Annotated in this window: 12 protein-coding genes; 1 reads left to right on the top strand and 11 read right to left on the bottom strand. The window is 70.3% G+C overall.

The genetic code is table 11. The annotated features are described in order from the left end of the window. The first annotated feature begins 32 nt into the window (after positions 1-32). Entirely contained in the window at positions 33-875 is an 843-nt protein-coding gene (locus ABD648_RS18035; RefSeq protein ID WP_282216316.1) for a DUF1295 domain-containing protein, read from the top strand. Between the two features lie 12 nt (positions 876-887). Here the strand turns inward: ABD648_RS18035 and ABD648_RS18030 are convergent, their stop codons facing one another. The 11 genes from ABD648_RS18030 to ABD648_RS17980 form a co-directional block, all read right to left on the bottom strand. Continuing rightward, on the bottom strand, positions 888-2,147 hold the full coding sequence (locus ABD648_RS18030) for an alpha-hydroxy acid oxidase (protein WP_282216315.1): 1,260 nt from the start codon (positions 2,145-2,147) through the stop codon (positions 888-890). Positions 2,148-2,180: 33 nt separating this feature from the next. Further along, complete coding sequence (locus ABD648_RS18025; RefSeq protein ID WP_282216314.1) at positions 2,181-2,882, bottom strand: FadR/GntR family transcriptional regulator; 702 nt, start codon at positions 2,880-2,882, stop codon at positions 2,181-2,183. Between the two features lie 209 nt (positions 2,883-3,091). After that, the gene (locus ABD648_RS18020; protein ID WP_282216313.1) at positions 3,092-3,745 is read right to left on the bottom strand and encodes a thymidine kinase; all 654 of its coding nucleotides are present in this window, start codon (positions 3,743-3,745) and stop codon (positions 3,092-3,094) included. A gap of 9 nt (positions 3,746-3,754) precedes the next feature. Next, positions 3,755-5,227 (bottom strand): malate:quinone oxidoreductase, encoded by a 1,473-nt coding sequence (locus ABD648_RS18015; protein WP_282216312.1) that lies wholly within the window; start codon positions 5,225-5,227, stop codon positions 3,755-3,757. A gap of 93 nt (positions 5,228-5,320) precedes the next feature. Then, complete coding sequence (locus ABD648_RS18010; protein WP_282216311.1) at positions 5,321-6,391, bottom strand: aspartate-semialdehyde dehydrogenase; 1,071 nt, start codon at positions 6,389-6,391, stop codon at positions 5,321-5,323. 133 nt (positions 6,392-6,524) lie between these two features. After that, the gene (locus ABD648_RS18005) at positions 6,525-7,805 is read right to left on the bottom strand and encodes an aspartate kinase (RefSeq protein ID WP_282216310.1); all 1,281 of its coding nucleotides are present in this window, start codon (positions 7,803-7,805) and stop codon (positions 6,525-6,527) included. A gap of 123 nt (positions 7,806-7,928) precedes the next feature. After that, a complete protein-coding gene (locus tag ABD648_RS18000; protein ID WP_282216309.1) occupies positions 7,929-8,876 on the bottom strand; it encodes a DMT family transporter in 948 nt (315 codons plus the stop codon). Further along, entirely contained in the window at positions 8,873-9,466 is a 594-nt protein-coding gene (gene recR, locus ABD648_RS17995) for a recombination mediator RecR (protein WP_136054788.1), read from the bottom strand. The genes ABD648_RS18000 and recR overlap by 4 nt, the downstream gene beginning before the upstream one ends. Further along, positions 9,466-11,727, bottom strand: a complete 2,262-nt coding sequence (locus ABD648_RS17990; RefSeq protein ID WP_282216308.1) for a DNA polymerase III subunit gamma and tau — start codon at positions 11,725-11,727, stop codon at positions 9,466-9,468. The genes recR and ABD648_RS17990 overlap by 1 nt, the downstream gene beginning before the upstream one ends. Positions 11,728-11,772: 45 nt before the next feature. Then, entirely contained in the window at positions 11,773-14,286 is a 2,514-nt protein-coding gene (locus ABD648_RS17985; protein WP_282216307.1) for a glycoside hydrolase family 65 protein, read from the bottom strand. After that, on the bottom strand, positions 14,283-15,041 hold the full coding sequence (locus tag ABD648_RS17980; RefSeq protein ID WP_282216306.1) for an HAD-IA family hydrolase: 759 nt from the start codon (positions 15,039-15,041) through the stop codon (positions 14,283-14,285). The genes ABD648_RS17985 and ABD648_RS17980 overlap by 4 nt, the downstream gene beginning before the upstream one ends. Between the last annotated feature and the right edge of the window lie 21 nt (positions 15,042-15,062).

The raw sequence follows: 15,062 nt of genomic DNA, 5'->3' as shown, positions 1-15,062 counted from the left end.
GCGGAGCCGCGACAGCGCTCTAGCATGGCGTCATGGATGCCCTGCTGATCGTCATCATCGTGGCCGCGATCGCCAGCCTCGCCTGTTGGCTGCTCTCACTGATCACCCGGGACACCTCGTGGGTGGATCGCGCCTGGTCGATCGTGCCGGTCGTCTACGTGTGGATCTTCGTCGCCGGCGCCTTCGCCGCGGGTGACGGGTCGGTGCGCGTGGTGCTGATGGGCGTCCTCGCCACCGCGTGGGGAGCACGCCTGACGTTCAACTTCGCTCGCAAGGGCGGCTACTCCGGCATGGAGGACTACCGGTGGGCGATCCTGCGCCGGCGGATGAGGCCCTGGCAGTTCCAGGTGTTCAATGCGCTGTTCATCATCGGCTACCAGATGACCCTGCTGGTGCTCATCACACTGCCCGCCTCCATCGCTGCGCAGAATCCCTCGGCACTCACCGGATGGGATGCGGTCTTCGTGATCGCCTTCGTCGGCTTCCTCGTGGGTGAGACGGTGGCCGATCAGCAGCAGTGGCGGTTCCATCAGCGCAAGAAGGATGCGGGAGGCGCGCTCGCCCCCGGCTTCGCGACCGGCGGGCTCTTCCGTTACAGCCGCCACCCCAACTTCTTCTTCGAGCAGGCGCAGTGGTGGGCGTTCTACGCCGTCGGCGCGACCGCCGCGATGGCCGGGGGCGCCGGCATCCTCGGCGGAGCGCTGAACCCGACGATCGTCGGGCCCGCGCTGCTGACCGTCCTCTTCATCGGCTCGACGATCTTCACCGAGTCGATCACGGCGAGCAAGTACCCCGCCTATGCGGAATACCGGCGCACCACGTCGATGCTCGTCCCCTGGCCGCCGCGCGCGCGGGCCGCAGTGACGCAGGCCTGACCGCTCCTCCGCTCAGCGGACGACGGCCTCCGTCGCCGCGCGCGACACCGGCACGAGCCGAGTGAGCTGCGTGACGTGGCCGGGTTCGAGCTCCGCGAGCGACGAGACGCCGAGCAGCCGCATCGTGCGCTCGATCTCGCCGCGGAGGATCGCGATCGTGCGATCGACGCCCTGGCGCCCTCCCGCCATCAGGCCGTAGAGGTAGGCGCGCCCGATGAGCGTGAAGTCCGCTCCCAGCGCCACCGCGGCCACGATGTCGGCGCCGTTCATGATGCCGGTGTCGACCATCACGGTGAAGTCGTCGCCGACGGCCTTGCGGACCTCGGGGAGCAGGTGGAACGGGATCGGGGCGCGGTCGAGCTGGCGCCCGCCGTGGTTCGAGAGCACGATGCCGTCGACGCCGGCGTCGCGGAGCCGCACCGAGTCCTCGACGTTCTGCACGCCCTTGATGACGAGCTTCCCCGGCCAGATGTCGCGGATCACGGCGAGGTCGTCGTAGCTGATCGTCGGGTCCATCGCGGCGTCGAGCAGTTCGCCGACCGTCCCGCCGGTGGTGCTCAGCGAGGCGAACTCGAGCTTCGGGGTGGTGAGGAAGTCGAACCACCACCACGGCCGCGGGATCGCGTTGATGATCGTACCCAGCGTCAGCTGAGGCGGGATGCTGAAGCCGTTGCGCTTGTCGCGCAGCCTGGCCCCGGCGACCGGGGTGTCGACCGTGAACTGCAGCGTGTCGAAGCCGGCGGCGGCGGCGCGGCGGGTGAGCTCGTAGGAGATCTCACGGTCGCGCATCACATACAGCTGGAACCAGTTCCGTCCCTGAGGGTTGGCAGCCTTCACGCCCTCGATCGACGTCGTGCCGAGCGTCGAGAGGGTGAACGGGATGCCGGCGGCAGCCGCTGCCCCGGCGCCGGCGACCTCGCCCTCCGTCTGCATGAGGCGCGTGAAGCCGGTGGGCGCGATGCCGAACGGCAGAGCGGATGGCCCGCCGAGGATGTCGACGCTGGTGTCGACGGTCGGCGCGGGGCGGAGGATGCCGGGGTGGAACTCGACGTCCTGGAACGCCTGGCGCGCCCGGGTGAGCGAGAGCTCGCCCTCGGCGGCGCCGTCGGTGTAGTCGAAGGCCGCCTTCGGCGTGCGGCGCTTGGCGATCGAGCGCAGGTCGTCGATCGTGAGGGCAGCGTCGAGGCGACGCTTGCGCCCGTCGAGCTCGGGCTTCTTGAACTTCATGAGCTCGAGCAGCTCGGCGGGGTTGGGAAGCTGGCGCTGGACCATGGTGTGCCTCTCGGTCAGGATCGGGGGTGAGGATCAGGGGGTCAGGATCTGCGTGTAGTAGCCGGTGATGTGCGCGCGCACGAGGGAGCGGGCTGCCTCGGCATCGCCGACGTCGATCGCGGCGACGAGCGCGTGGTGCTCCGCCCGCAGACGATCGGCCATCGCGTGCCAGTCGGGGATCGCCTCGACGCCGCCTTGCACGTAGGACTCGATCGACGAGCGCAGACCCGCCATCATCGCCGCGATGACGGTGTTGCCGCTGCCTTCGGCGAGGGAGAGGTGCAGCTGCGCGTCGAGAGCCAGGAACTCCGCCGGCGTCAGATCCGCCGCGTCCATCGCCCCCAGGAGTTCGTGGGCGCGCACGGTGTCCCGCTCAGCGGATGCCGCCATCGCGCCGACGACGGCGTCTTCGAGCACCAGACGCGTCTGCACCACATCGGCGAGCGGGAACCCCTGGGCGGCGACCTGGAGTCGCAGGAGGGCCGACATGCCGCCGGTGGGCGTGGCGATCACGATCGCGCCGGACTGCGGACCAGAGCCTGTGGCGGTGCGGATCAGGCCCATCACCTCGAGGACGCGGAACGCCTCCCGCACACTGGAGCGGCCGACACCGAGTTCGCTCGCCAGGTCCCGTTCCGAGGCCAGCCGGTCCCCGGGACCGAGCCGGCCGTCGAGCAGGTCGCGCTCGATGTGCTCGAGCACGAGGCGCCAGGCGCGGGCGGGCTGCTCCGGCATCCGTGCTCCTCTGCTCGTGCGCGGTTCTCGCGTGTGGTCTGACCACAGTAGCGCGTGTGGTCAGACCACGCAAACGCCGACGGTTGCCGTGCCGACCCCGTGCACAATTCAGCAAGAGCGCGCCGATTGTCGCCCCCGGGTGCCGTTCCGCCGCCGGAGGGAGAGATCTTGCTGAATTGCGACCGCGAAGACGGCGGACCGGGCGAGCGTCAGCCCAGGCGTCCGCCGGATTCCTCGAGGTAGCACGTGCCGCACAGCGACTCGTAGGTCGTGAGCTCCGGCGCGGCGGAGCCGTCGGCCCCCTCGTCGATCGCGACCTGGTCGCCGTCGAAGACGAAGCGTCCTCCGATCACGCGGCCGTTGAACACGGCCTTCCGCCCGCAGCGGCAGATCGTCTTGAGCTCCTCGAGCGAGTGCGCGATCGCGAGCAGCCGCGCGGAGCCGGGGAACGCGTGGGTCAGGAAGTCGTTGCGGATTCCGTAGGCCATCACCGGGATGCGTTCCTCGATCGCGATCCGGAACAGGTCATCGACCTGCTCCGGCGTGAGGAATTGCGCCTCGTCGATGAGGAGGCAGGCCACATCGACCGGTCCGCTCGGGATCAGCTCCTCCTCGGCCGAACGTCGGATGCGCTCCCGATGCTCGGCGAACAGGGTCCGCGCGTTGTCACCGGGGCCGATCAGGAAGTCCACCTCGCGCGTGACACCGAGCCGGCTGGCGATCTCGGACGCCCCCTTGGTGTCGATCGCGGGCTTGGCGAGCAGCACATGCTGCCCGCGCTCCTCGTAGTTGTACGCGGCCTGCAGCAGCGAGGTCGACTTGCCCGAGTTCATCGCGCCGTAGCGGAAGTAGAGCTTCGCCACGGTGCCGGCTCAGGCGTTGATGCCGAGGGTCGCGGCCGTCGCCGCAGTGGACTCCTCCGCGAGCGCGGCATCCTTGTTCAGCATCTCGCCGAACGTCGGGATGAGCGCGCGCAGCTCGGGCTCCCAGCCCGCGTACTCCGCCGGGAAGCAGGTCTTGAGCAGCTGGAGCATGATCGGGACCGCGGTCGACGCCCCGGGCGAGGCGCCAAGGAGGCCGGCGATCGATCCGTCGGCCGACGAGACCACCTCGGTGCCGAACTGGAGGATGCCGCCCTTCTTTGGGTCCTTCTTCATGACCTGCGCGCGCTGACCGGCATCGATGAGCGTCCAGTCCTCGTCCTTCGCGGTGGGCATGAAGGTGCGCAGGCTGTCGACCTTCTTCGCGTGGTTCTTCAGCAGCTCGCCCACGAGATATGTGATGAGGTCGGGGTTCTTGACCGCGACCTGCAGCATCGGCATCAGGTTGTGCGCACGCACCTGCGAGACGATGTCGAGCATCGACCCGTTCTTCAGGAACTTGGGGCTGAAGGTCGCGAACGGACCGAACATGAGCGAGGCCTCGCCGCCGACCACGCGGGTGTCGAGGTGCGGCACCGACATGGGCGGCGCGCCGACCGAGGCCTGCGAGTACACCTTCGCCTTGTGCTGCGCGACGACCTTCGGGTTCGTGGTCTTGAGGAACTGGCCGCCGATGGGGAAGACGCCGTAGCCCCTGATCTCGGGGATGCCGGAGTTCTGGAGCAGCTTGAGCGCCCAGCCGCCGGCGCCGACGAACACGAAGCGCGCCTTGATCTCGTTCGGGGTGCGACCGACCGTCGTGCGGTACTTGACCAGCCAGCCGCCGTCCTTCTGCTTCTTCAGGCTGCGCACTTCGTGGTTGGTGCGCAGCTCGACGCCGGACGCGGTGAGGTGGTCGAACAGCTGATGGGTGAGGGCGCCGAAGTCGACGTCGGTCCCCGCCGGAACGCGCGTGGCGGCGAAGGGCTCGCCCTTGCGGCGGTGCTGCATGAGGAGCGGCGCCCACTGGTTGATGACGCGCGAGTCCTCGCTGTACTCGATGCCCGCGAACAGCGGCTGCTCCTTGAGCACCTCGTAGCGGGCCTTGAGGTAGGCGACGTCCTTCTCGCCGCGCACGAAGGTCATGTGCGGGGTCGCGTTGATGAACGTCGACGGCGCGTCGAGCACGCCCTTGTCGACCAGCGACGACCAGAACTGGCGGCTCTGCTGGAACTGCTCGTTGATCGAGACGGCCTTCGCCGGGTCGAGAGGCGCATCACCCTGCTGCGGCATGTAGTTCAGCTCGCACAGGGCGGCGTGACCGGTGCCGGCGTTGTTCCAGGGGTTCGAACTCTCCTGGGCCACATCGGAGAGTCGCTCGAAGGCGACGATCTTCCACTCCGGCTGCAGTTCGTGCAGCAGAGTACCCAGGGTGGCGCTCATGATGCCACCGCCGATCAGGACGACATCGACGTTTTCGGTCACCGGATCAGTCTAGTTCGACTGCGCGGACGCGAGAGCCAGTCCATGGCCTCGCGGGAGGTCCGACGAGACCGGATCGGTATCGCGGTGATGCGGTCAGGCTATGACGGCCAGGCGCTCGGCGAGCACCTCGGCGATCTGCACGGCGTTGAGCGCCGCGCCCTTGCGCAGGTTGTCGTTGCTGATGAACAGCACGAGACCCTTGCCCTCGGGTGCGGACTGGTCGGCCCGGATGCGGCCCACGAAGCTCGGGTCCTTGCCCGCGGCCTGCAGCGGGGTCGGGACCTCTTCGAGGGCGACGCCGGGGGCCGCCGCGAGCAGCTCGGTCGCGCGTTCCGGGGTGATGTCCTTCGCGAACTCCGCGTGGATCGAGAGCGAGTGCCCCGTGAACACGGGCACGCGCACGCAGGTGCCGGCGACCCGGAGGTCGGGCAGCTCGAGGATCTTGCGGCTCTCGTTGCGGAGCTTCTTCTCCTCGTCGGTCTCGTTCTGCCCGTCGTCGACCAGGTTGCCCGCGAAGGGGATGACGTCGAAGGCGATCGGGGCGACGTACTTCTCCGGCTGAGGGAAGTCGATCGCCGAGCCGTCGTGCACGAGGCGGAGCGTGTCGCCCTGGGCGAGGACGCCCTCGACCTGTCCGAGCAGCTCCTGTGCACCGGCGAGACCGGAGCCGGAGACGGCCTGGTACGTCGAGACGATCAGGCGCTCGAGGCCGGCATCGGCGTGCAGCGCCTTCAGCACGGGCATGGCCGCCATCGTCGTGCAGTTCGGGTTCGCGATGATGCCCTTGGGGCGATCATCGATCGCGTGCGGGTTGACCTCGCTGACGACGAGGGGCACCTCGGGGTCGTTGCGCCAGGCGCTCGAGTTGTCGACGACCACGGCGCCCGCCTCCGCGAAGCGCGGCGCGTAGGCGCGGCTGGCGGTCGCGCCGGCCGAGAACAGGGCGATGTCGATGCCGGCGGCATCCGCCGTCTCGACGTCTTCGACGATCACGGTCGCGCCGCCGAACTCGATCGCGGTACCGGCGGAGCGCGACGACGAGAAGAGCCGCAGCTCGCGGATCGGGAACGCCCGCTCGGCGAGAATCTCGCGCATGACGGTGCCCACCTGGCCGGTGGCGCCGACGATGGCGACGGAGAGTCCTGAATCGGAGATGCGGGTCATGATGTTCCTTGGCGTCGTGCGGATGCTGCGTACGAAGCGTCGGGCGCAGCGTCGGGATGCGGATGCCGCGCCTGGCGCCGGTGTCAGGGTTGCGGTGAGTCTACCGTGCCCTCACGAGCGCGAGGGCGGTGGGTCAGCGACCGGTACCGGCGTGGACGGTGACGTCGGAGTCGCCGTCGAGGCCGTAGGCCGTGTGCACCGTGCGCGCTGCCTCGGCGAGATCGTCACCGCGCAGCACGACCGAGATGCGGATCTCGGAGGTCGAGATCATCTCGATGTTGATGCCGCCGGCCGAGAGGGCCTCGAACAGCGTCGCGGAGACGCCGGAGTGCGTGCGCATGCCGGCGCCGACGACCGAGAGCTTGCCGATCTGGTCGTCGTGCACGAGGTTCTGGAACCCGACCTCGTTCTGCTCGGCGGCCAGGGCCTTGAGCGCTGCCGCGGCATCCGCCTTGGGCACGGTGAACGAGATGTCGGTGCGGCCCGTCGCGGAGACGTTCTGCACGATCATGTCGACGTTCGCCCCGGACTTCGCGACGATCTTGAAGATCTCCGCCGCCTTGCCCGGCACGTCGGGCACGCCGGCGACGGTGATCTTGGCATGGCTGAAATCGGTGGCCACACCGGCGACGATCGGTTCTTCCATGACTGCTCCCTCGGCTTCGCGCGGGTTCTTCATACCCTCGCCCAGAACGTACGTGCCCTCGGCGGACGAGAACGTCGACCGGGCGTGGATGAGAACGCCGTGACGGCGTGCGTATTCGACGGCGCGGATGTAGAGCACCTTGGCGCCGTTGGCGGCGAGCTCGAGCATCTCCTCGGTCGAGACGTGGTCGAGCTTCTGCGCCTTCGGGATCACCCGCGGGTCAGCGGTGAAGATGCCGTCGACGTCGCTGTAGATCTCGCAGACGTCGGCCCCGAGCGCTGCGGCCAGGGCGACCGCCGTGGTGTCGGAACCGCCGCGGCCGAGGGTCGTGATGTCGCGGGTGTCGCGGTTGAAGCCCTGGAAGCCCGCGACGATGACGATCGCGCCCTCGTCGAGCGCCTCGCGCAGACGCACGGGCGTCACATCGACGATGCGGGCCGCGCCGTGCTGCGAGTCGGTGATCATGCCGGCCTGGCTGCCGGTGAAGGAGCGCGCCTCGAAGCCCATCGAGTGGATGGCCATCGCCAGCAGCGCCATCGAGATGCGCTCACCGCTGGAGAGCAGCATGTCCAGTTCACGCGGCGCCGGGATGGGAGCGACCTCGTTCGCGAGGTCGAGCAGCTCATCCGTCGTGTCGCCCATCGCGCTGACGGCGACGACCACGTCGTGCCCGGCACGACGCGTGTCGACGATGCGCTTGGCGACGCGCTTGATGCTCTCTGCGTCGGCGACAGAGGAGCCGCCGTACTTCTGCACGATGAGGGCCACGTTCACTCCCGGGGATGTCGGGCGGATCCGCCCACCGCTCATTCTACGATCGGGCCGTATACCCCGCCGCGCATGTGTCGATTCCGCGGGCGGGCGTCAGGGGCGGGCGTCCGCGGGCGGGTGTCAGGGTGCGGGCGGCAGTACGGCGGCCGGAGGCGGATCGGATGCGAGCGGATCGGCCGTGGCGCGCCGCAGGCGTCCGCCGGTCGCGGCGAACCAGCATCCGGCGATGATCAGGGGGAAGCCGATGAGGAGACCGGGCGTCAGCGGTTCGGCGAGCACGAGCGCGCCGAGGATGATCGCCACGACGGGATTCACGTAGGTGAACAGCGGCGCGCGCACAGGTCCGACCTCGCGGATGAGCGCGAAGAACGCCAGGAACGCGACGGCGGTGCAGATCACCGCGAGCGCGAGGAGCGCGGCGATGGACGGCAGCGTCGGAACCTCGTGCTGCGTGAGCAGTCCGATCGGGAGGTACAGGATGCCGATCATCAGCAGCGACAGCGTGATGGTCCCGAGCGAGGGGACCTCCGTGAGCTTGCGCGCGACGATGAACGGGGCGATCGCGTAGAGGATCGCGACGAGGAGCACCTCGCCCGCCGCAAGCAGGCTGATCTCGCCGCCGAACAGCCCGGGTCCGGCGACCACGATCCCGACGCCGATGAAGCCGACGAGGAGGCCGATGCCGCGCGCGGGCCGGAGCACGCCGCGATCACCGCCGCCGAGGGCGATCAGCGCCGCGAACAGGGGCACCGTGGCCACCAGGAGCCCGGTCATGCCCGAGGGCAGCGTCATCTCGGCGTGCCCCAGGAGCACGAACGGACCCGCCATCTCGACGAGGCCGAAGGCGAGCACCCACGGCCAGTGCTTGAGGGCGGTGCGCAGTGCCCCGCCGCGGAGGGCGAACGGCAGCAGCAGCAGAGCGGCGATGAGCGTGCGACCGGCCACGATCGCGGGCGGCGAGAGCGACTCGACCGCGATGCTGATGAACAGGTACGGCACGCCCCACAGCAGCGCCATCGCCCCGAAGAGGAGCCAGCCGCGTCGGGAGAAGCCGCCCTGGGCGTTCACAGGACGCGCCGGCCCTCGAAGGCGCGACCGAGAGTGACCTCGTCGGCGTATTCGAGGTCGCCGCCGACCGGGAGGCCGGAGGCCAGCCGCGAGACGGTGATCTGCATCGTGGTCAGGAGCCGGCTGAGGTAGCTCGCCGTCGCCTCGCCCTCGAGGTTCGGATTGGTGGCCAGGATGACCTCCTGCACGGTGCCGTCGGCCAAGCGCGTCATGAGCTGGGCGATGCGCAGGTCGTCGGGACCGATACCGGCGATGGGACTGATCACGCCGCCGAGCACGTGGTACAGGCCACGGAACTCCCGGGTGCGCTCGATGGCCGCGACATCCTTCGCGTCTTCGACGACGCAGATCAGGGCCTGGCTGCGTCGCGGATCGCGGCAGATCGCGCAGCGCTCCTGCTCGGCGACGTTGCCGCACACCTCGCAGAAGCGCACCCGGGTGCGGATCTCGGAGAGCAGCTCGGCGAGACGGGCCACGTCGAACGTCGGCGTCTGCAGGATGTGGAACGTGATGCGCTGAGCGGACTTCGGTCCGATGCCGGGGAGCCGACCGAACTCGTCGATCAGCTCCTGAACGATGCCGTCGTACATCAGGAGAACCTCGTCGGGGGCTCGTAGGGCTCTTCGCGCAGGAACGTCGCGCCGAGCACCTGGCGGATCACGGCCTCGCCGTAGCGCTGCACTCCCCCGACGGAGGGCGCGCGTTCGGTGACGACCGGAGAGGCGGAGGGCGCACGCTGCGCCCGGGGAGCTGCCTGCGCAGCGGGCGCAGACGACGCGGGCGGCGCGTCCTGACGCGGCGGCGGTCCCTGCGGTGCTCCGACCGGCTCGTACGACGGGTCGTAGGGCGGCTCGTCGTCGAAGGAGGGAGCCTCGTCGTCGCCGGGCAACGGCGGCTCCTCGCGGTCGACGGCGCCGTCGGTCGGCGCGGCGGGCGCTGACGCTGCCGCCTCGACCTCTTCGGGTTCGTCGTCGACGGGAAGCGGGGATGCCGGGGCCGGGGCCTCGGCCGCGGGCGAGGCGGTGGGGATGGGAGCGACGGCCCACTCCGTGACGGAGGGGGCGGACGCGCCACGGACCTGCGGGCGGGAGGAACCCGCTGACGCAGGCTCCGACGCGGGTGCGGCGTCGGCGGGAGCCGAGACGGCGGATGCCGCGGGCTGGCGCGGCGCACCGCCGGACGGCATCGGCGCGGGGATGTACTTCACGCGGACGCCGAGCTCCTGCTCGATCGCCGTGCGCAGGTGGTCCGACGGGCCGGAGCCGGGCGTCGTGCCCTTGAACTTCGCGACGTCGTGCTGGCTCGTGAATCCGAGCGTGAGCACATCGCTCTCCGTGACATACGCGAGCGGCTGCACGGCCGTCGCGAGCAGCCAGGAGGTGCGGCTGATGCTCTCCAGACGCGTGAGCACGGCCGGCCATGCGGCGGTGATGGACTCCAGGGTGACCGGCCCGGCGGGCACGGATGCCGCGGCAGCGGGTTCGGGATCGGCCACCGCCGAGGTGTCATCCGCGACGGGGGTCTGGGGCGCGGCGGCGGTCTCGACAGCCGGGGTCGCTGCGGCAGCCTCCGCCGGGGCGGTCGAGGAAGTCGGCGCAGGCTCGGGTGCGGGCGCGGCAGCAGGTGCGGCAGCCGGTGCGGCAGCCGCGGCGGCGGGCACCTGGGCGCGGGCAGCGGCGGGAGCTGCCGGACGTTCGGAAGCGCCGACTGCAGGGGCCGCGGCCACGGCATCCGACGCTCCGGCGAGCACGCGAGCCACCATGAGCTCGAGATGCAGGCGAGGGGACGTCGCACCGCTCATGTCGTCGAGGGCCGCACTGACCACGTCGGCCGTGCGCGACAGACGCGATGCCCCGAAGGCCGCTGCCTGCCCGCGCATGCGCTCGAGGTCGTCTTCGGCGATGCCGCGGAGCACGGCCGAGGCGCCCGCCCCGACCGCCGCGATCACGATGAGATCGCGCAGTCGCTCGAGCAGATCGTCGACGAAGCGACGGGGATCCTGACCGGTCTGCACGACGCGGTCGATCGCGGGGAAGGCCGCTGCGGCATCGCCCGCGGCGAGCGCGTCGACGATCTCGTCGAGCAGAGCGGCGTGCGTGTACCCGAGGAGGGCGACGGCGCGCGCATACCCGACCGTCACGGTCTCGGAGCCGGCCGGGGCGTCGGAGCCCGCGATGAGCTGGTCGAGCAGCGACAGCGTGTCTCGGGGCGAGCCGCCGCCGGCGCGCACGACGAGCGGCAGCACGCCCTGCTCGACGATCACGCCCTCCTCGCCGCAGAGCTTCGCGACGTACTCGAGCATCGCGGCGGGCGGAACCAGGCGGAACGGGTAGTGGTGCGTGCGGGAGCGGATCGTGCCGAGCACCTTCTCGGGCTCGGTGGTCGCGAAGATGAACTTCACGTGCTCCGGCGGCTCTTCGACGAGCTTCAGCAGGGCGTTGAATCCCTGCGGGGTGACCATGTGCGCCTCGTCGAGGATGAAGATCTTGTAGCGGTCGCGGCTCGGGGCGAACGTCGCCCGCTCGCGGAGGTCGCGTGCATCGTCGACGCCGTTGTGGCTCGCGGCGTCGATCTCGACGACGTCGAGCGATCCGCCGCCGGCGCGCGACAGCTCGACGCAGCTGTCGCAGGTGCCGCAGGGCGTGTCGGTCGGACCCGCGGCGCAGTTCAGACAGCGGGCCAGGATGCGCGCCGAGGTCGTCTTGCCGCACCCGCGCGGCCCGGAGAACAGGTAGGCGTGCCCGACGCGGTCTCCGCGCAGCGCGGTCATCAGCGGATCGGTCACCTGAGACTGCCCGATCATCTCGCCGAACGTCTCGGGTCGGTAGCGGCGGTAGAGGGCTGTGGTCACCTCAACAGCCTACGGCGTGCCACCGACACTTCGGCGGTCACCTGATCAGTCGATCGGCTCGATGATCGGGATCGCCGTCGTGATGACCGGAACGGATGCCGAGAGCCTCGTCCCGTCCTCGCGCAGCGCGTCGGCGAACTGCCGCAGCGTCGGGCGCCCGGGGATCAGCGGCCCCTGGTCGGCGAGCGGAACCACGACGGCCTCGTCGGTCGTCGCGATGTACGCGGCGTCCCGCACGGTGAAGGCCACCGGTGCTCCGCTGCGCACCCGCAGCTGCAGCGCGTCCTTCGTCACGGTGACCTGCACGTCCGATCCCTGCCACTGCAGCGGGAACGACAGCGAGGGCCAGTCCGCCGGGAGGCGCGGGTCGAAGCTGAGCTCCCCCGCGTAGTCGCGCATGCCGCCGAAACCGCACACGAGCGCCGTCCACACCCCACCGGCGGAGGCGACGTGCACGCCGTCCGCCGCGTTGTGGTGCAGGTCGTGCAGGTCGACGAACAGCGACTGCTCGAAGTAGCGCTGCGCGAGGTCCTGGTAGCCGACCTCGGCGGCGAGGATCGACTGCACGACCGCCGACAGCGTGGAGTCGCCCGTCGTCAGCGGGTCGTAGTAGTCGAAGTCGGCCCGCTTCTCCTCCGGGGTGAAGTGGTTGCCCTGCAGGAACAGCGCGAGCACGACATCCGCCTGCTTGAGCACCTGGAACCGGTAGATCACCAGCGGGTGGAAGTGCAGCAGCAGCGGACGCTGATCGGCCGGCGTCTGGGCGAGGTCCCAGACCTCGCGCTCGAGGAACAGCGAATCCTGCGGGTGGATGCCGAGGCTCTCGCTGTACGGGATGAACATGGCCTCGGCGGCGCGCTCCCAGGCCTCCGCCTCCCCCGCACCGAGACCCGTGCGCTCGACGAGCCGCGTGTAGTCCTCGGGGTAGGTCTCCTGGATCTCCCGCACGATCCGCGCGGCGTAGCGGAGGTTGTACCGCGCCATCACGTTCGTGTAGAGGTTGTCGTTCACGACCGTCGTGTACTCGTCGGGGCCGGTCACACCGTGGATGTGGAAGGTCTCGATCGTCTCGCCCGCGCCGGGCTCCTCCATCAGCCGCGAGCCCCGCCAGAATCCGAGGGTCGCCCAGAGCCGCGCCGTCTCGATGGCGATGTCCGCGCCCTCGCGACGGAGGAAGTCCTCGTCGCCGGTGGCGCGCACGTACTTGCCGAGCGCGAAGCTCACGTCGGCGTTGATGTGGTACTGCGCGGTGCCGGCGGCGTAGTAGGCCGATGCCTCCTCGCCGTTGATGGTCCGCCAGGGGAACAGCGCCCCGGCCTCGTTGAGCTGCGCGGCCCTGCGGCGGGCGGCGGGGAGCATCTGGACGCGGGCGCGGAGCGCGTTGCGCGCCCACTGCGGCGACGTGTAGGTGAGGAACGGGAGCACGTAGATCTCGGTGTCCCAGAAGTAGTGGCCGCTGTAGCCCGAGCCCGAGACGCCCTTGGCCGGCACGCCGGTGCCGTCGGCGCGGGCCGACGCCTGCGCGAGCTGCAGCAGGCACCAGCGGGTCGCCTGCTGGATGTCCTCGCGGCCGCCGATCTGCACGTCGCTGCGCTCCCAGAACGCGGCGAGCCAGTCGGCCTGCCGGCGGAACTGCGTCTCGACGCCCTCCACCGCGACCCTGTCGAGGGAGCGGCGGCAGCGGTCGACGAGCTCGCGCGGGGGGACGCCCCGCGAGGTGTGGTAGCTGACGAGCTTGGTGATCCGGATCGGGACGCCGGCCTTCGCCTGCACGCGGAACACGTTCTTCGCGATGTCCGGCTCGATGAGCTGCCGGGCGCTGTACTCGTTGTCGGTCTCGATGATGTGGTCGGCGACCACGGCGACGGTCATGCCCGAGTCGGCGACCTGGTACGACAGCGCGGCCCGCAGTCCGTCCTGCCAGTATTCGGCGGGGTGGAGAACGCGATCCGCGATCTTCTCCGACTTGCGGGGATCGAAGCCGGCCTTCTTCTTCTGCGCCGCGACCGGCGTGCCGGCATACACGTTGCCGCCGTCCTGCCGGTTGAGCAGCTGGCAGCTGATCGTCACCGGGGCGTCGGAGTTCTCGACCGTGACCTCGAGGCGGAGGATCGCGAGGTGCCGCTCCTCGAAGCTGACGATGCGCTCGTCTCGGATGCGGACGCGCTTGCCCGACGGGGTCTCCCAGACGACGAGTCGCTCCAGGACGCCGGTGCGCATGTCGAGGGTGCGCTGGTACTCGCGCACGTCGGCCTCGTCGAACGACATCGGCTCGTCGTCGACGTAGACGCGCATGATCTTCGCGTCGGGCGCGTTGACGATGGTCTGCCCCACCTCGGCGAAGCCGTACGCCTGCTCGGCGTGACGGATCGGCCAGGTCTCGTGGAGCCCGTTGATGAAGGTGCCGTGCTCGTGTGCGCCGCGACCCTCGATGTGGTTGCCGCGGAGGCCGAGGTAGCCGTTGCCCACGGAGAACAGCGTCTCCCCCACGCCTTCCTCGGAGTAGCTCGTCTCGATGAGACGCCATGGGTCGACGGGGAAGCGGTCGCGGTCGATCATGCGGTCTCCGGGTTGTCGGTGCGGGTTTCGGGAAGGAAGACGTCGAGGTCGTCGACGACGACGGTGGCTCCGGCATCGCGCAGGGCGTCGGCACCCGCGCCGCGGTCGACGCCGACGACGGTGGCGAAGCCGGCGGCAGCGGCGGATGCCGCGCCCGAGGTGGCGTCCTCCACGGCGACGGAACGCGCCGGGTCGACGCCGAGGGCGGCGGCGCCGGCGGCGAACATGTCGGCGGCGGGCTTGGAGGCGAGACCGTCGCGCTCGGCGACGACGCCGTCGACGACGATCCGGAAGAACGAGCGGATGCCGGCGGCGCCGAGGACCTCCTCGGCGTTCTTCGAGCTCGAGACGACGCCGAGCGGAACGCCGGCGGCGGACAGCTGCTCGATGAGGGCGAGCGACCCAGGGTACGGAGCGATCCCCTGGCCGCGCAGGGACGCGGCGAAGGCGGCGTTCTTGCGGTTGCCGATGCCGCAGACGGTCTCGGCGGCGGGATCGTCGTCGACGTCACCCCAGGGGACCTCGACGTTGCGGCTCTGCATCAGGCTGGCGACGCCGTCGTAGCGCTTCTTGCCGTCGACGAAGTCGTAGTAGTCGGCATCCGTGTAGGCGGGCGTGATCCCCCAGCGCTCGAAGACATCGTCGAACACGACCTTCCACGCCCGCATGTGCACCTCCGCCGTCGGCGTGAGCACGCCGTCGAGGTCGAAGAGCACACCGTCGGCGTGGAGCAGATCGGGCAGGGCTTCTGGCACAGGAGCCTCCAGGAGAAGGGC

Source organism: Microbacterium luteolum, assembly GCF_039533965.1.
In the GTDB taxonomy this organism is placed as follows: domain Bacteria; phylum Actinomycetota; class Actinomycetes; order Actinomycetales; family Microbacteriaceae; genus Microbacterium; species Microbacterium luteolum.
Note: the sequence above shows the minus strand (reverse complement) of the source record. Positions and strands in the feature narration are given on the sequence as shown.